Raw genomic sequence first — 14,965 nt, 5'->3', positions numbered from 1 at the left:
CAAACAGTATGAACGCGTTTGCCCGCTGCTCTGATTATTGGTTTACTGCATATACAACCAGAAATTGCAGTGGTGCGGTGACGATGTCCAGCGTAACAGTCACTGGCAGTAATGCTGCGGAAACACCATCCGGAATGCCTCTGGGTGAATAGTATTCATAAAATCGCACTTTAAATGGATGGTAGAAAGCCATTACGTTTGAGTAATCCATGTTTTTATTTTTCTCATGGATAGTACCTTCCAGGTTTTCTACTGTCCGGGTACAGTGCTGAACACCACAGGCAAAATGATATTGTGTCACTCGTGCTTTTTCTTCTTCTGTGCTCCAGTTGTAATAGAGTGATATTTTGCCGGTAAATTTCTTTTTCCCCGCATTTAAAACAAATCTTGCGTCGTCAGCGACCTGAATATTATGCCTGTTAAGTGCAGGATCATTGAGCATCTTAACGATGTCATCGGCGCCGCCAGTGATAAGGTAATCCAGCGATTCCCCTACAAAAACATAGCCTTTTGTTCCATTACTATCTTTTGCCTGCGATAGCCCCGTGATGGTGTCTGACTGCGATTGATACTGTCCTGATGTACCCTTTGCGGTATGGGAAACCAGAGCATACGAGATACAGCCTGAAAGCATAAGGGTTAGCAAAAACAAACCGGCACTTTTTAGTAATCCATTAAAATTTAACGACATGGTTAATCCTTTAGAAGGTTTTGCAAAGTCGTTGAAAGCATACTCTCAGGACCAGATTTGTCCGTCTCTTATGTTCCTTTTCAGATTTGTGCCCGACATTTGTAGTGCGATAAATCACGTGTGGGAATCGCATTTGCCTGCGGAATATGTGCAAAACCACTGTGCATAATCCACTTTCTTAAAGTCGGTGCGGTTAAGCATCGGCTTTTTACTATTTTGCCGTAGAGTTTTAAACGCAATTTGCGGGTGGCGCACCAGTAGGCGGTATTGATCTTCTCTGGCTGCTTCAGTAATACCGAACGAAGAATGTCTGCGCTATCGAGCGCATAGCTAATCCCCTCCAGCGAGCTGGCGCTGATGAATCCCGCCGCTTCACCAATAAGAAAGGCGTTGTCCTTACCGCAGACAAAATCCTGCCAGCGCGAGGGAAACAGCACCGTGCATTTTTCGCTTTTCACCGCTTTGCCAAACTGGAACTGAAAGGCGTTCATTTTCTCTTTCAGCGCCGCGAAACGCGCCTGACCGTCTTTCATCGGATAGGCTCCGCCAAAGATAAAATAACCGTCTTTGCTGATACTCCATGAATAACAGTCCGTTATCGCATTATCAAAGATGCAGGAGTAGAACGGCACCGGATGCTTCTCTGCGAACCACTGCTGGATAGCGACATATTTACGAATCTGATGATCCGGATAAAGATGTCGCCGCACCATCGAATTTGCACCATCGGCACCGATCAGATAGCGGGCGGTAATATGCTGCTCCCAGCCGTCTGCGCGAAAAATGACATGCCATTTATCATCCTCACGCCAGATTTTTCGACACAGGCTGTCGTGGTAAACCTCAACGCTGGCGGGGATCAGTGACTTCATCCACAAGTCGAAAGCATGGCGATTAATATTGATATAGCTCCGCTGGTAGTTACGCGTGAGCGATGCGGCGACGTCGACGGTTTTGACGCTGAAAATCTGCGGATTGGCGATTACATCGACAGGAAGCGTCAGTCCATCGCGAATAAAAGAACGCTGTGCGTCCGGTGCCAACAGACCGCCACAAGGCTTGCTGAAACCTTCAGTACCGCACTGGTGCTTTTTATCCAGCGCGATGACCTGCATTTTGCCTGCTAACTGCCGCGCCAGCGCCGAACCTGCCGGGCCGAGGCCAATAATCGCCACGTCGAAATGTTCCATCTTTTTACTCACATTCATCACGATGACAAAAGACTATTGTCTGAAAGTGAAGTCCTTGTGAAGTATGATGGCGGGAAACGTTTTGTATCAGGATCACGCCATGAAACAACTCACCAACGCTTCACGAAATCACCTGCTCACCAATACCAATACCTGGACACCCGACAGCCAGTGGCTGGTGTTTGATGTGCGTCCTTCTGGCGCGTCGTTTACCGGCGAGACCATTGAGCGCGTGAATATCCATACCGGCGAGGTCGAGGTTATCTACCGGGCGTCACAGGGCGCACACGTCGGCGTGGTGACCGTTCATCCGAAGTCAGAGAAATATGTCTTCATCCACGGCCCTGAAAATCCTGATGAAACATGGCATTACGATTTCCATCACCGCCGTGGCGTGATTGTTGAAAATGGAAAGGTGAGCAATCTCGATGCAATGGATATTACCGTTCCGTACACCCCAGGTGCGCTACGCGGCGGCAGCCATGTGCATGTTTTTAGCCCGAACGGTGAAATGGTGAGTTTTACTTATAACGACCATGTAATGCATGAACTTGATTCGGCTCTGGATTTGCGAAACGTCGGGGTTGCCGTACCGTTTGGCCCGGTCAACGTACAAAAGCAGCATCCGCGTGAATACAGCGGTAGCCACTGGTGCGTGCTGGTGAGCAAAACCACACCCACGCCGCAGCCTGGCAGTGATGAAATCAATCGCGCTTATGAAGAGGGATGGGTAGGAAATCACGCGCTGGCGTTTATTGGCGACACGCTTTCGCCAAAGGGCGAGAAAGTACCGGAGCTGTTTATTGTCGAGCTGCCGCAAGATGAAACTGGCTGGAAAGCGGCAGGTGATGCGCCGTTAAGCGGAACGGAAACAACCCTGCCCGCGCCACCGCGCGGCGTCGTGCAGCGACGTTTAACCTTTACACACCATCGGACTTATCCGGGGTTAGTCAACATCCCGCGCCACTGGGTACGCTGTAACCCGCAGGGGACGCAAATCGCGTTTTTAATGCGTGATGATAACGGCATTGTGCAACTGTGGCTTATCTCGCCAAAGGGCGGTGAGCCGCGCCAGTTAACTCATAACAAAACGGATATTCAGTCTGCATTTAACTGGCATCCGTCAGGAGAATGGTTGGGCTTTGTGCTGGATAATCGGATTGCTTGTGCCCATGCGCAAAGCGGCGAGGTTGAGTATTTAACTGATAATCACGCCAACCCACCTTCGGCAGACGCCGTGGCCTTCTCGCCGGACGGTAAATGGCTGGCGTGGATGGAAGCAGGTCAGCTGTGGATCACCGAAACGGGTCGCTAGTCAGTTCGCTGGCATTCTGGCTGGTGGAATGACGGCATTGATGGCTTGCGCGTCGGCTTCGCTTTTTTCCACGCGCGAGCGCACCGAACTGTCTTTGCGGAACGCATCCCACGGCAGCAAAAGTGTGTCCATGACTGCGGTAAATGGCATATCGAGAATCGCCAGCGATTTGGTTCCCCAGTTTGTCGTGTCATCGCCAATCATGGTGACACTAGCGCGGGTGCCGGGATACGTTCCCTCCTTACCTCCGGTATGGGACATTACGCTGGAGCATCCTCCGAGTAATGTCATTCCGCTGCATATCATGGACGCTAACAACACATTTCTTATCATAATAAATTCATCTGTTAATCGTGGGTGTTGGCATGATGTGTTATAGCGATCCCTTGCCGAAAATAACATCATCATCATGTCGCACTGTGGCGGCTATCGCACTTTAACGTTTCGTGCTGTCCTCCAGTCTATGCAATAGACCACAAACTGCAAAAAAAAGTCCGTTGGAAAGGCTTGAAAAGTGCATATCCAGACCCATTTTTATACCGTAGCTGATGAGAACGCGCCTGATGGGTGTTCTGGCTACCCGACCTGTCCATTGTGGAAGGTCTTATATTCTCGCTGATTTCAGGAGCTATTGATTATGCGTAACTTTGATTTATCCCCGCTTTACCGTTCTGCTATTGGATTTGACCGTTTGTTTAACCACTTAGAAAACAACCAGAGCCAGAGTAATGGTGGCTACCCTCCGTATAACGTTGAACTGGTAGACGAAAACCATTACCGCATCGCTATCGCAGTCGCGGGGTTTGCTGAGAGTGAACTGGAAATTACCGCCCAGGACAATCTGCTGGTGGTGAAAGGTGCTCATGCTGACGAACAAAAAGAGCGCACCTATCTGTACCAGGGCATCGCTGAACGCAACTTTGAACGCAAATTCCAGTTAGCCGAGAACATTCATGTTCGTGGTGCTAACCTGGTAAATGGTCTGCTGTATATCGATCTCGAACGTGTGATCCCGGAAGCGAAAAAACCGCGCCGTATCGAAATCAACTAATTCCCTAAGGCCGCCAGGCGCGGCCTGACATTTCCATGCTCGCCGTCAGGGAGCATATGCGAATCTTCGGATTTGCAGGTACTTACTCGCTTCTTAGAAGGAGAAATGACTATGCGTAACTTCGATTTATCCCCACTGATGCGTCAATGGATCGGTTTTGACAAACTGGCCAACGCATTGCAAAACGCCGGTGAAAGCCAGAGCTTCCCGCCGTACAACATTGAGAAAAGCGACGATAACCACTACCGCATTACTCTGGCGTTGGCTGGTTTCCGTCAGGAAGATTTAGAAATTCAACTGGAAGGTACGCGCCTGAGCGTAAAAGGCACGCCTGAGCAGCCGAAAGAAGAGAAAAAATGGTTGCATCAAGGGCTTATGAATCAGCCATTTAGTCTGAGTTTTACGCTGGCTGAAAATATGGAAGTCTCTGGCGCAACCTTCGTTAATGGTTTACTGCATATTGATTTAATTCGTAATGAGCCTGAACCCATCGCTGCGCAGCGTATCGCTATCAGCGAACGTCCCGCGTTAAATAGCTAATTAGCTATTCTTTTTGCCCCGCCAGTCTGGTGGGGCTTTTTTTATCTACCATCTTCATCTCTGTATTAATTTTCGCCAGGTTAAGATGTTCCGGCACTCTCTTTCCCGTGATAATGTGCGCCATAAGGCAAATCTGCTTCACCGATTCAGCCATAATCCCTGGTAATTAAAATGTTATTTCAAGAGAAATGGACGATGAGTGATATAGCATTAATAGTCAGTATTCTGGCTTTGGTGGCGGTTGTCGGTTTGTTTATCGGCAACGTCAAGTTTCGCGGCATAGGATTAGGCATTGGCGGCGTGCTGTTTGGTGGGATCATCGTCGGCCATTTCGTTTCTCAGGCTGGGATGACATTAAGTAGCGATATGCTGCATGTTATCCAGGAATTTGGCCTGATCCTGTTTGTTTATACCATCGGGATTCAGGTGGGGCCGGGCTTCTTTGCCTCATTGCGCGTCTCCGGGTTACGCCTCAACTTGTTTGCTGTTCTGATAGTCATTATCGGCGGTCTGGTTACCGCTATCCTGCATAAACTTTTCGATATTCCACTGCCTGTGGTGCTGGGGATTTTCTCTGGCGCGGTCACCAATACGCCAGCATTGGGGGCAGGTCAGCAAATCTTACGCGACCTCGGCACACCGATGGAGATGGTCGATCAGATGGGGATGAGTTACGCGATGGCGTATCCATTCGGCATTTGTGGGATTTTGTTCACCATGTGGATGCTGCGGGTTATTTTCCGCGTCAATGTTGAGACTGAGGCCCAGCAGCACGAGTCCACGCGAACCAACGGCGGTGCGCTAATCAGGACGATTAACATCCGTGTTGAGAACCCTAATTTGCATAATTTAGCCATTAAAGATGTGCCGATTCTTAATGGCGATAAAGTTATCTGCTCACGATTGAAACGAGAAGAAACCCTAAAAGTGCCTTCGCCAGAGACCGTTATTCAACTTGGCGATTTGCTGCATCTGGTGGGACAGCCTGCGGATTTGCATAATGCACAATTGGTGATTGGGCAGGAAGTGGATACTTCGCTATCAACGAAAGGCACCGATTTGCGCGTTGAACGCGTGGTGGTCACCAATGAAAATGTGCTCGGTAAACGTATTCGCGATCTGCACTTTAAAGAACGCTATGACGTAGTTATCTCGCGCCTGAACCGTGCCGGGGTTGAACTGGTCGCCAGTGGCGATATTAGCCTGCAATTTGGCGATATCCTCAACCTGGTGGGGCGGCCTTCTGCTATTGATGCCGTTGCTAATGTATTAGGTAATGCGCAGCAAAAACTGCAACAGGTTCAGATGTTACCGGTGTTTATTGGCATCGGACTTGGCGTATTGTTAGGTTCTATTCCCGTGTTTGTGCCTGGATTCCCGGCGGCATTGAAGCTGGGGCTGGCGGGGGGGCCGCTGATTATGGCGCTGATCCTTGGGCGTATCGGCAGTATCGGCAAGCTTTACTGGTTTATGCCACCAAGCGCCAACCTCGCGCTGCGGGAGCTGGGGATCGTACTGTTCCTCTCGGTAGTGGGTCTGAAATCCGGTGGGAATTTTGTCGATACCCTGGTCAATGGCGAGGGGCTAAGCTGGATTGGTTATGGTGCCCTGATCACCGCAATTCCGCTGATTACAGTCGGCATTCTGGCGCGGATGTTAGCCAAAATGAATTACCTGACCATGTGCGGGATGTTGGCTGGCTCTATGACCGATCCTCCGGCGCTGGCGTTTGCCAATAATCTTCATCCTACCAGCGGTGCAGCGGCACTCTCTTACGCCACGGTGTATCCGTTAGTCATGTTCCTGCGCATTATCACACCACAGTTACTTGCGGTGCTTTTCTGGAGTATCGGTTAATTCTTTTGCGGGTGGAGTCGCCGTAAACGGCACTCCACCTGGTATTTAAGAACACCACCGAGCCGCTTAAACCAGTGAGCCGCCGGTCAGGAAGGAAAAGATCAGGAATATCAGCAGAAGACCGCAGATGATGCCGATACCAAAAAGCAAGGTATGGAAAGCCAGCGTCCCGCCGCCAAATACCAGAGCGCCGCGAATGCTCCAGCGATTTTCCTTACGCATACCGCCAACAAATGCGCAAAGTAGTGCGGCAATGGCCAGTGCGATGCCGCCTTGATCGAGGATTTTATCGATATCAGGCGTCTCTTTTTTCTCCACTGTCGTAATTTTTTCACCTTTTATTCCAGCGAGAAGACCTCTTTTAATTTCAGCCGTTTTGTCCGCCACGATGCTTTCAAGCGTTGGCGGCGGTGCGGAAAAAGGGCCGAAGGAAAAGTGGATAATGCCCATCATTAAAGCGATGGCACCGAACAGCATACCCAGTGAACTGATTTTATTTTGCGCTAAGATATCCATCTGACCTCCTTGTAGCGGATGGCAAAGCATATCAAGAAAACATCGACCGAAATTCCTAAAAATAGACGGATAAAACACCGCTATTGTGAAATTGCAAAGGAGCCACAATGAAAATATCCCGCCTCGGTGAAGCACCCGATTACCGCTTCTCGTTGGCTAATGAGCGTACATTTTTGGCGTGGATCCGTACTGCATTAGGGTTTCTGGCAGCAGGTGTGGGGCTTGATCAGCTTGCGCCGGATTTCGCCACGCCAGTCATTCGCGAGCTGCTGGCGTTATTGCTATGCTTATTTTCTGGCGGACTGGCAATGTATGGTTACCTGCGCTGGTTACGCAATGAAAAAGCGATGCGTCTGAAAGAAGATTTACCCTACACCAACAGCTTATTAATCATCAGCTTAATATTGATGATCGTGGCGGTGATCGTTATGGGACTGGTATTGTATGCCGGATAGCCGCAAAGCCAGACGGATTGCCGACCCTGGCCTTCAGCCGGAACGCACATCGCTGGCATGGTTTCGCACCATGCTGGGCTACGGCGCGTTGATGGCGCTGGCCATCAAACACAACTGGCATCAGTCAGGCATATTGTTCTGGATTTCTATTGGCATCCTCGCCTTTGTGGCACTAATCCTCTGGCGCTATACACGAAATCGTAATTTAATGGATGTGGCTAATAGCGATTTTTCCCAAATTTGCGTAATCCGTGACAAATTTATGATCTCCCTCGCGGTGTTATCTCTCGCAATACTGTTTGCTGTTACGCATATACACCAACTTATCGTATTAATTGAGAGAATCACATGACAGGAAGTCAGGTTATAAATGCTAAAGAGGACAGGCATAAACTGGTTGTAGAGTATAAAGATGCATTACAACCAGGTGATTTTTATCAGAATTTCAAACAGAGGGGCATCCGCGCCGTGCAACTCATTCCCCATATAGAATTTGATGACCGGGGCGAGCTGACGGCAGCGTCGGTGACAACCGAGTTATGGGGACAATTTTTAATCGCCCTGTTCGATTGTTGGGTGCGGACAGATATCAGTCGTATATCAATCGAGCTTTTTGATGTCACGCTGCAAAAATGGTGCGGGAACGAAAGCCAACAACCACGGCGGGGCTGTCAGGAGTGTGACTGGTATCTCCTTTGCCCTCATGCCCGGGATGGTCAGCCGGGTAAGGTACTTTGTGCAGGCTATCAGGCTTTTTATTCCCACTCCGCGCCGCACATGCGGGTAATGCGCGACTTGATAAAGCAGCATCGTTCTCCAGTGGAGTTGATGACGATGCTGTGGTGACGTGAGTTAAACGGGCTGTCCCTGCTGCGACATCCGCGTCGCCAGCGGCAGCCAACACAGCACGATCAACAATCCCATTAAGGTCATCAATAACCCCAGGCTGCCCTGACCGGTTTGCGGCAACATCGCAGAGAGCGACGCCAGCACGCCGGAACCAATGTTTTGCAGACCGCCGACCAGTGCGCCAGCCGTGCCCGCCAGGAAGGGGAAAGGCTCCATCGCGCCGCTGGTTGCCAGCGGAAACAGCATCCCGGCACCGAAAAAGAACAGTGCTGCGGGAACGAGCAGCGTCCAGACACTCATTACGCCAAACCAGCTGGGGATCCACATCATCAGTCCTGCCAGCAGGCAACAGATAACGGACTGCCACATCAACGAAGAGAACCGCTTATTCGGGCGTCCGGCAAACCATGCACCGAAAAATGCCGCCGGAATTGGCAGAATAAACAAAATACTGACCGTCATACTGCTCAGCCCTAATACTGCGCCCATCAGCACACCAGAACAGGCTTCGAAGGCGGCGATCCCTGCCAGACCGCCAATCAGCATCAGTAAATAGCAGTTAAAACCGCCATTTCCAAAGAGTGTTTTGTAGCTGGTGAGCAGACGCGTACGCGGCGCATCGACAGGGCGCGTTTCTGGCATCCAGCGCGCCATACTGAAGGTCACACCAGCACAAAGCACCAATAAAAACAGGTAACAGGCTCGCCAGTTCCACATGGTATCCAGCAGGCCGCCAATTAATGGTGCGAGCAAAGGGCTGACGAGAATACCCATATTTAACATGCTATTAGCGTGACGTAGCTGTGTCCGTTCATACAAATCACGCGGCAATGTACGCGCCATCACACCACCGACACCGGTTCCCATCCCCTGCATTGCGCTGGCAGTAATCAATACCGTCAGGCTGGAGGTGGTGACCGCAACCAGCGTCGCTAACATAAAAATGGACATTCCGACGAGGATCACCGGGCGACGACCAACCCTGTCGGAAATTGGGCCATAAAATAGTTGTGAGACACCGTAGGTCAGCAGATAAGCGCCCATTACGCTCTGCACCGCCCCTTCACGGACGTTGAGATCGCGCGCCATATCGGCAATAGCAGGAATATAAATAGTTTGCGCCATCTGACCGACGGCCACGAGTAATACCAACATCAATAATAAATTGACGTTTCTATGCCTTTTCATTATCACAGACGCTTATAAAAATATATTTAGAATAAGTTACTACGCATTCGAATAAATGCGGGAGAGAAATCTATCACATTGATAAATGTTAGCCAGATATATATGAGGAATAGTAATAAGAAAAACGGCAGAATATATAAACAAAAGCGGCAATAAATGTTGCCGGAAGGGACTTTGACTTAAATAAATTCTGTAGGTCGGAAAAGATGCATCAGCATCGCATCCGACACTCATTCGCAAGCAGAATATGAAAGGGGAGCGGTTTCCCGCTCCCCTTTAGTGCGGCTTGAATCTGAATTACTTAAGGTATTTCAGAACAGCATCAAGCAGTTGCAGTGCTGCAACAATGAGTTTGAGGATAAGAATGGCGATATCCACCAGGCTCATACGCGTCTCCTGTGGTTCAGGAGCACTTACCAGCCGACGTACCTTTCCGCTGCCTGTGGTCGGCTGTTGTGCACGCGGTATCTCAAGGAGAAACGTTGTGCTGTTGACATAACACAGTGTGCTCACGCGGGGTTAAGGCGCTGACGGCACCACCCGTTTCAGCCAGGACTTAGTGCGCCGGGTAACGATGCGGCCCCGCATAACACATTGCGTACAGTGATATTATAGAATTGTACTGTATAAATAAACAGTAATTTTTAGACAAAACGCAAACTGTGATCGATACTCAACTATGCGCTAAATAAGTCAAAATTCGTGCCGAAATTGCGTGTTCTACGCGGAACACGTATACTTTCAGTGTTGACATAATACAGTGTGCTTTGCGGTTACCAGCCGCGAGCGGCTGACGAAACCTCGCTCCGGCGGGGTTTTTTGTTACCCGCGATTTCAGTACAAAACGTGATCAATCCCTCAATTTTCCCTTGATGAAAAATTTTCCATTGTCTCCCCTGTAAACCTGTGCTTGTATAAATATTGTTAAACACAAAACCAACAAGGTCCCCAATGACTATTTCCATGCTCAACGCAAAACTACTACCAACTGCGCCATCCGCCGCAGTGGTCGTCGTGCGTGTGGTGGTGGTCGTCGGCAATGCGCCGTAGGGACTGGAACAACACACGATTCCAAAACCCCGTCGGCGCAAACCGGGCGGGGTTTTTCGTTTAAGCGCCCCCGGAAAGTCGGCTCAAAAGAAAAGGACTGGAGCATGGCAAGTTCGGGCATAACATCGACACGCAAGCGTTTTACCGGCGCAGAATTTATCGTTCATTTTCTGGAACAGCAGGGCATTAAGATTGTGACGGGGATACCGGGCGGCTCGATTCTCCCTGTTTATGACGCCTTAAGCCAAAGCACGCAAATCCGCCATATTCTGGCTCGTCACGAACAGGGCGCGGGATTTATCGCCCAGGGGATGGCGCGTACCGACGGCAAACCAGCGGTTTGCATGGCCTGTAGTGGGCCGGGGGCGACTAACCTGGTGACCGCCATTGCCGATGCGCGGCTGGACTCCATCCCGCTGATTTGCATCACCGGTCAGGTTCCGGCCTCGATGATTGGCACCGACGCCTTCCAGGAAGTCGATACCTACGGCATCTCTATCCCCATCACCAAACATAACTATCTGGTCAGGCATATCGAAGAACTCCCGCAGGTCATGAGCGATGCCTTCCGCATTGCGCAATCAGGCCGCCCTGGCCCGGTGTGGATAGACATTCCTAAGGATGTGCAAACAGCGGTTTTTGAGATTGAAGAACAGCCGGCTATGGCAGAAAAAGCCGCCGCACCCGCCTTTAGCGAAGAGAGTATTTGTGATGCGGCAGCGATGATTAACGCTGCCAAACGTCCGATACTTTATCTGGGCGGCGGTGTGATCAACGCACCTGAGCGGGTGCGTGAACTGGCAGAGAAAGCGCAATTGCCCACCACCATGACCTTAATGGCGCTGGGCATGTTGCCAAAAGCGCATCCACTGTCGCTGGGTATGCTGGGGATGCACGGCGTGCGCAGCACCAACTATATCTTGCAGGAGGCGGATCTGCTGATTGTTCTCGGAGCTCGTTTTGATGACCGGGCGATTGGCAAAACTGAGGAGTTCTGTCCGAACGCCAAAATCATCCATGTGGATATCGACCGCGCAGAGCTGGGTAAAGTGAAGCAACCGCATGTAGCGATTCAGGCGGATGTCGATGACGTGCTGGCGCAACTGATCCCGCAGGTGGAAGCCCAGCCGCGAGAAGAGTGGCATCAACTGGTGGCTGATTTACAGCGCGAATACCCATGTCCAATTCCAAAAGCGTGCGATCCCTTAACACATTACGGCCTGATTAATGCCGTTGCCGCCTGCGTGGATGACAACGCGATTATTACCACCGATGTTGGTCAACATCAGATGTGGACGGCGCAGGCTTATCCGCTCAATCGTCCACGTCAGTGGCTGACCTCTGGCGGGCTGGGAACGATGGGCTTTGGTCTGCCTGCGGCGATTGGCGCGGCGCTGGCGAACCCTGATCGCAAAGTGTTGTGTTTTTCCGGTGACGGCAGTCTGATGATGAATATTCAGGAGATGGCCACCGCCAGCGAAAACCAGCTTGATGTCAAAATCATTCTGATGAACAACGAAGCACTGGGGCTGGTGCATCAGCAACAAAGTCTGTTCTACAAGCAGGGCGTTTTTGCCGCTACCTATCCGGGCAAAATCAATTTTATGCAGATTGCCGCCGGATTCGGCCTCGAAACGTGTGATTTGAATAACGAAGCCGATCCGCAGGCCGCGTTGCAAGAAATTATTAATCGCCCTGGTCCGGCACTGATTCATGTACGGATTGATGCGGAAGAAAAAGTTTACCCGATGGTGCCGCCAGGTGCGGCGAATACTGAAATGGTGGGGGAATAAACCATGCAAAATACAACTCATGACAACGTGATTCTGGAACTCACCGTTCGCAACCATCCGGGTGTAATGACCCACGTTTGTGGGCTTTTTGCCCGCCGCGCCTTTAACGTTGAAGGCATTCTCTGTCTGCCTGTTCAGGACAGCGACAAAAGCCATATCTGGCTACTGGTGAATGATGATCAGCGGCTGGAGCAGATGATAAGCCAGATCGACAAACTGGAAGATGTGGTAAAAGTGCAGCGTAATCAGTCCGACCCAACCATGTTTAACAAGATTGCTGTGTTCTTTCAGTAACCGCTCAAGGCTTGAACAGCGGCGCGCTTATCGTTAAGGTAAGCGCGTTTTTTTTACCCGCCAGGACAAGACCATGATAACCGTTGCCCTTATAGACGATCACCTTATCGTCCGCTCCGGCTTTGCGCAGTTGCTGGGGCTGGAACCTGATTTGCAGGTAGTTGCCGAGTTTGGTTCGGGGCGCGAGGCGCTGGCCGGGTTGCCAGGGCGCGGTGTGCAGGTGTGTATTTGCGACATTTCTATGCCGGATATTTCCGGACTGGAATTATTAAGCCAGCTTCCAAAAGGTATGGCGACGATTATGCTCTCCGTTCATGACAGCCCGGCGCTGGTTGAACAGGCGCTCAATGCGGGCGCGCGTGGCTTTCTCTCCAAACGCTGTAGCCCGGACGAACTGATCGCTGCGGTGCATACCGTTGCCACGGGCGGCTGTTATCTGACGCCAGATATCGCCATTAAACTGGCATCCGGTCGCCAGGATCCGCTGACCAAACGCGAACGTCAGGTGGCGGAAAAGCTGGCGCAAGGGATGGCGGTGAAAGAGATTGCCGCTGAACTGGGCTTGTCGCCGAAAACTGTGCACGTACATCGCGCTAATCTGATGGACAAACTGGGCGTCAGTAACGATGTTGAACTGGCTCGCCGCATGTTTGATGGCTGGTGATGAAGACATTTTTCTCCCGCTTAAATACTGTAATTTCCTGCTTTTTTATCTTCTCTGCCGCATGGTTTTGCCTGTGGAGTATTAGCCTGCATCTGGTTGAACGACCGGATCTGGCGGTATTGCTGTTTCCGTTTGGTCTGCGACTGGGGCTGATGTTGCAATGCCCGCGCGGATACTGGCCCGTGTTGCTGGGCGCGGAATGGCTGCTGATTTACTGGCTGACGCAGGCTGTCGGGTTAACGCATTTTCCGTTATTGATGATCGGTAGTTTATTGACGTTACTGCCCGTGGCGTTGATTTCCCGCTTTCGGCATCAGCGCGACTGGCGCACATTGTTGTTACAGGGGGCTGCGTTGACGGCGGCAGCGTTGTTACAGTCGCTGCCCTGGCTTTGGCACGGGTATGGTAACGAATCGTGGAACGCGTTGTTATTAACCTTAACTGGTGGTCTGACGCTGGCTCCTGTTTGCCTTGTGTTCTGGCACTACCTGGCGAATAACACCTGGCTGCCGCTGGGACCGTCGCTGGTTTCTCAGCCGATAAACTGGCGCGGGCGGCATCTGATTTGGTACTTGCTGCTGTTTGTTATCAGCCTCTGGCTGCAACTGGGACTGCCGAACGAACTGTCGCGTTTTACGCCATTCTGCCTGGCGCTGCCGATTATCGCTCTGGCCTGGCACTATGGTTGGCAAGGGGCGCTGATTGCGACGCTGATGAATGCCATTGCGCTGATTGCCAGCCAGACATGGCGCGATCATCCGGTAGATTTATTGCTCTCGCTTCTGGTGCAAAGTTTGACGGGGCTGTTACTTGGCGCAGGTATTCAGCGACTGCGTGAGCTTAACCAGTCGCTACAGAAGGAGCTGGCACGCAATCAGCATCTTGCCGAACGTTTGCTGGAAACCGAAGAGAGCGTGCGCCGCGATGTGGCGCGTGAACTGCACGACGATATCGGTCAGACCATCACCGCCATTCGTACTCAGGCGGGCATTGTTCAGCGGCTGGCGGCAGATAACGCCAGCGTGAAGCAGAGCGGGCAGTTAATCGAACAACTGTCGCTGGGGGTTTACGACGCGGTGCGCCGCTTGTTAGGGCGGTTACGTCCGCGCCAGTTGGATGACCTCACCCTGGAGCAGGCTATCCGTTCACTGATGCGAGAAATGGAGCTGGAAGGTCGCGGCATTGTCAGTCATCTCGAATGGCGGATAGATGAATCAGCATTAAGTGAAAACCAGCGTGTGACGCTGTTTCGAGTCTGCCAGGAAGGGCTGAACAACATTGTGAAACATGCCGATGCCAGTGCGGTCACGCTGCAAGGCTGGCAGCAGGATGAGCGATTGATGCTGGTGATTGACGACGATGGTAGCGGTTTGCCGCCAGATTCAGGTCAACACGGTTTTGGTCTCACCGGAATGCGCGAGCGCGTAACGGCGTTGGGCGGCACCTTGACCATATCTTGTCTGCACGGCACGCGCGTCAGTGTCTCTCTACCCCAACGTTATGTGTAAGGCT

Annotated in this window: 18 protein-coding genes and 1 other annotated feature; of the genes, 12 read left to right on the top strand and 6 right to left on the bottom strand. The window is 51.2% G+C overall.

The features are described from left to right. Positions 1-34: 34 nt before the first annotated feature. On the bottom strand, positions 35-691 hold the full coding sequence (locus HEM79_RS14610) for a YidX family protein (RefSeq protein ID WP_176241526.1): 657 nt from the start codon (positions 689-691) through the stop codon (positions 35-37). A gap of 80 nt (positions 692-771) precedes the next feature. Beyond that, positions 772-1,881, bottom strand: a complete 1,110-nt coding sequence (gene cbrA / locus HEM79_RS14605) for a colicin M resistance lipid reductase CbrA (protein WP_176241525.1) — start codon at positions 1,879-1,881, stop codon at positions 772-774. 100 nt (positions 1,882-1,981) lie between these two features. Between cbrA and HEM79_RS14600 the strand changes: the two genes are divergently transcribed. After that, complete coding sequence (locus HEM79_RS14600) at positions 1,982-3,196, top strand: DUF3748 domain-containing protein (protein WP_203218638.1); 1,215 nt, start codon at positions 1,982-1,984, stop codon at positions 3,194-3,196. Here the strand turns inward: HEM79_RS14600 and HEM79_RS14595 are convergent, their stop codons facing one another. Continuing rightward, a complete protein-coding gene (locus HEM79_RS14595) occupies positions 3,197-3,529 on the bottom strand; it encodes a YceK/YidQ family lipoprotein (protein ID WP_064732606.1) in 333 nt (110 codons plus the stop codon). Positions 3,530-3,767: 238 nt separating this feature from the next. Further along, positions 3,768-3,840 (top strand) — a sequence feature (ROSE (Repression Of Heat Shock gene Expression) occurs in the 5'-region of heat shock genes and acts as an RNA thermometer to modulate expression.). On the opposite strand from HEM79_RS14595, the gene ibpA reads away from it, so the two are divergent. From ibpA to HEM79_RS14580, 3 genes are all read left to right on the top strand, one after another. Further along, a complete protein-coding gene (gene ibpA / locus HEM79_RS14590) occupies positions 3,834-4,247 on the top strand; it encodes a small heat shock chaperone IbpA (protein ID WP_001243437.1) in 414 nt (137 codons plus the stop codon). Its footprint overlaps the feature before it by 7 nt. 111 nt (positions 4,248-4,358) lie before the next feature. Then, positions 4,359-4,787 carry a small heat shock chaperone IbpB gene (gene ibpB / locus HEM79_RS14585; protein ID WP_001243431.1) on the top strand — a complete coding sequence of 143 codons (429 nt, stop codon included), beginning with the start codon at positions 4,359-4,361 and terminating at the stop codon, positions 4,785-4,787. Between the two features lie 195 nt (positions 4,788-4,982). Beyond that, positions 4,983-6,644, top strand: coding sequence for a putative transporter (locus HEM79_RS14580; protein ID WP_176241524.1), 1,662 nt, complete (start codon positions 4,983-4,985; stop codon positions 6,642-6,644). A gap of 66 nt (positions 6,645-6,710) precedes the next feature. Here the strand turns inward: HEM79_RS14580 and yidI are convergent, their stop codons facing one another. Continuing rightward, entirely contained in the window at positions 6,711-7,160 is a 450-nt protein-coding gene (yidI, locus tag HEM79_RS14575) for a protein YidI (protein ID WP_176241523.1), read from the bottom strand. A gap of 107 nt (positions 7,161-7,267) precedes the next feature. Between yidI and HEM79_RS14570 the strand changes: the two genes are divergently transcribed. Genes HEM79_RS14570 through HEM79_RS14560 form a run of 3 tightly spaced genes read left to right on the top strand, consistent with a single transcriptional unit; the run spans position 7,268 to position 8,461 of the window. Continuing rightward, entirely contained in the window at positions 7,268-7,615 is a 348-nt protein-coding gene (locus tag HEM79_RS14570) for a YidH family protein (protein WP_000703955.1), read from the top strand. Beyond that, the gene (locus HEM79_RS14565) at positions 7,605-7,967 is read left to right on the top strand and encodes a DUF202 domain-containing protein (protein WP_001113439.1); all 363 of its coding nucleotides are present in this window, start codon (positions 7,605-7,607) and stop codon (positions 7,965-7,967) included. The genes HEM79_RS14570 and HEM79_RS14565 overlap by 11 nt, the downstream gene beginning before the upstream one ends. Next, a complete protein-coding gene (locus tag HEM79_RS14560; protein ID WP_176241522.1) occupies positions 7,964-8,461 on the top strand; it encodes a radical SAM protein in 498 nt (165 codons plus the stop codon). Before HEM79_RS14565 ends, HEM79_RS14560 begins: the two co-directional genes overlap by 4 nt. Positions 8,462-8,467: 6 nt before the next feature. Here the strand turns inward: HEM79_RS14560 and emrD are convergent, their stop codons facing one another. Both emrD and tisB read right to left on the bottom strand, forming a co-directional pair. After that, a complete protein-coding gene (gene emrD / locus HEM79_RS14555) occupies positions 8,468-9,652 on the bottom strand; it encodes a multidrug efflux MFS transporter EmrD (protein ID WP_176241521.1) in 1,185 nt (394 codons plus the stop codon). 297 nt (positions 9,653-9,949) lie between these two features. Further along, positions 9,950-10,039 (bottom strand): type I toxin-antitoxin system toxin TisB, encoded by a 90-nt coding sequence (gene tisB / locus HEM79_RS14550; protein WP_000060506.1) that lies wholly within the window; start codon positions 10,037-10,039, stop codon positions 9,950-9,952. A 564-nt stretch (positions 10,040-10,603) separates the two neighbouring features. Between tisB and ivbL the strand changes: the two genes are divergently transcribed. From ivbL to uhpB, 5 genes are all read left to right on the top strand, one after another. Beyond that, entirely contained in the window at positions 10,604-10,702 is a 99-nt protein-coding gene (ivbL, locus tag HEM79_RS14545) for an ilvB operon leader peptide IvbL (protein ID WP_016159932.1), read from the top strand. A 104-nt stretch (positions 10,703-10,806) separates the two neighbouring features. Continuing rightward, on the top strand, positions 10,807-12,495 hold the full coding sequence (gene ilvB, locus HEM79_RS14540; protein ID WP_000168415.1) for an acetolactate synthase large subunit: 1,689 nt from the start codon (positions 10,807-10,809) through the stop codon (positions 12,493-12,495). Positions 12,496-12,498: 3 nt separating this feature from the next. Continuing rightward, positions 12,499-12,789: an acetolactate synthase small subunit gene (gene ilvN, locus HEM79_RS14535; RefSeq protein ID WP_001181709.1), complete on the top strand. Its 291-nt coding sequence runs from the start codon at positions 12,499-12,501 to the stop codon at positions 12,787-12,789. A 73-nt stretch (positions 12,790-12,862) separates the two neighbouring features. Beyond that, on the top strand, positions 12,863-13,453 hold the full coding sequence (gene uhpA / locus HEM79_RS14530) for a transcriptional regulator UhpA (RefSeq protein ID WP_000633666.1): 591 nt from the start codon (positions 12,863-12,865) through the stop codon (positions 13,451-13,453). Continuing rightward, positions 13,453-14,961, top strand: a complete 1,509-nt coding sequence (uhpB, locus tag HEM79_RS14525; protein WP_010350494.1) for a signal transduction histidine-protein kinase/phosphatase UhpB — start codon at positions 13,453-13,455, stop codon at positions 14,959-14,961. The genes uhpA and uhpB overlap by 1 nt, the downstream gene beginning before the upstream one ends. Positions 14,962-14,965 lie beyond the last annotated feature (4 nt).

It is taken from the genome of Escherichia sp. 93.0816, assembly GCF_013368855.2.
GTDB classification, from domain to species: domain Bacteria; phylum Pseudomonadota; class Gammaproteobacteria; order Enterobacterales; family Enterobacteriaceae; genus Escherichia; species Escherichia ruysiae.
This window is presented reverse-complemented; position numbering and strand designations above follow the sequence as displayed.

What these genes read in the sequence shown, in the direction of transcription:
- HEM79_RS14560 (WP_176241522.1), top strand. Translation starts at nt 7,964, where the DNA reads ATGACAGGAAGTCAGGTTATAAATGCTAAAGAGGACAGGCATAAACTG.
- emrD (WP_176241521.1), bottom strand. Translation starts at nt 9,652, where the DNA reads ATGAAAAGGCATAGAAACGTCAATTTATTATTGATGTTGGTATTACTC.
- uhpB (WP_010350494.1), top strand. Translation starts at nt 13,453, where the DNA reads ATGAAGACATTTTTCTCCCGCTTAAATACTGTAATTTCCTGCTTTTTT.
- HEM79_RS14600 (WP_203218638.1), top strand. Translation starts at nt 1,982, where the DNA reads ATGAAACAACTCACCAACGCTTCACGAAATCACCTGCTCACCAATACC.
- ibpB (WP_001243431.1), top strand. Translation starts at nt 4,359, where the DNA reads ATGCGTAACTTCGATTTATCCCCACTGATGCGTCAATGGATCGGTTTT.
- HEM79_RS14570 (WP_000703955.1), top strand. Translation starts at nt 7,268, where the DNA reads ATGAAAATATCCCGCCTCGGTGAAGCACCCGATTACCGCTTCTCGTTG.
- ilvB (WP_000168415.1), top strand. Translation starts at nt 10,807, where the DNA reads ATGGCAAGTTCGGGCATAACATCGACACGCAAGCGTTTTACCGGCGCA.
- uhpA (WP_000633666.1), top strand. Translation starts at nt 12,863, where the DNA reads ATGATAACCGTTGCCCTTATAGACGATCACCTTATCGTCCGCTCCGGC.
- tisB (WP_000060506.1), bottom strand. Translation starts at nt 10,039, where the DNA reads ATGAGCCTGGTGGATATCGCCATTCTTATCCTCAAACTCATTGTTGCA.
- yidI (WP_176241523.1), bottom strand. Translation starts at nt 7,160, where the DNA reads ATGGATATCTTAGCGCAAAATAAAATCAGTTCACTGGGTATGCTGTTC.
- ivbL (WP_016159932.1), top strand. Translation starts at nt 10,604, where the DNA reads ATGACTATTTCCATGCTCAACGCAAAACTACTACCAACTGCGCCATCC.
- ibpA (WP_001243437.1), top strand. Translation starts at nt 3,834, where the DNA reads ATGCGTAACTTTGATTTATCCCCGCTTTACCGTTCTGCTATTGGATTT.
- cbrA (WP_176241525.1), bottom strand. Translation starts at nt 1,881, where the DNA reads ATGGAACATTTCGACGTGGCGATTATTGGCCTCGGCCCGGCAGGTTCG.
- HEM79_RS14565 (WP_001113439.1), top strand. Translation starts at nt 7,605, where the DNA reads ATGCCGGATAGCCGCAAAGCCAGACGGATTGCCGACCCTGGCCTTCAG.
- HEM79_RS14610 (WP_176241526.1), bottom strand. Translation starts at nt 691, where the DNA reads ATGTCGTTAAATTTTAATGGATTACTAAAAAGTGCCGGTTTGTTTTTG.
- HEM79_RS14580 (WP_176241524.1), top strand. Translation starts at nt 4,983, where the DNA reads ATGAGTGATATAGCATTAATAGTCAGTATTCTGGCTTTGGTGGCGGTT.
- HEM79_RS14595 (WP_064732606.1), bottom strand. Translation starts at nt 3,529, where the DNA reads ATGATAAGAAATGTGTTGTTAGCGTCCATGATATGCAGCGGAATGACA.
- ilvN (WP_001181709.1), top strand. Translation starts at nt 12,499, where the DNA reads ATGCAAAATACAACTCATGACAACGTGATTCTGGAACTCACCGTTCGC.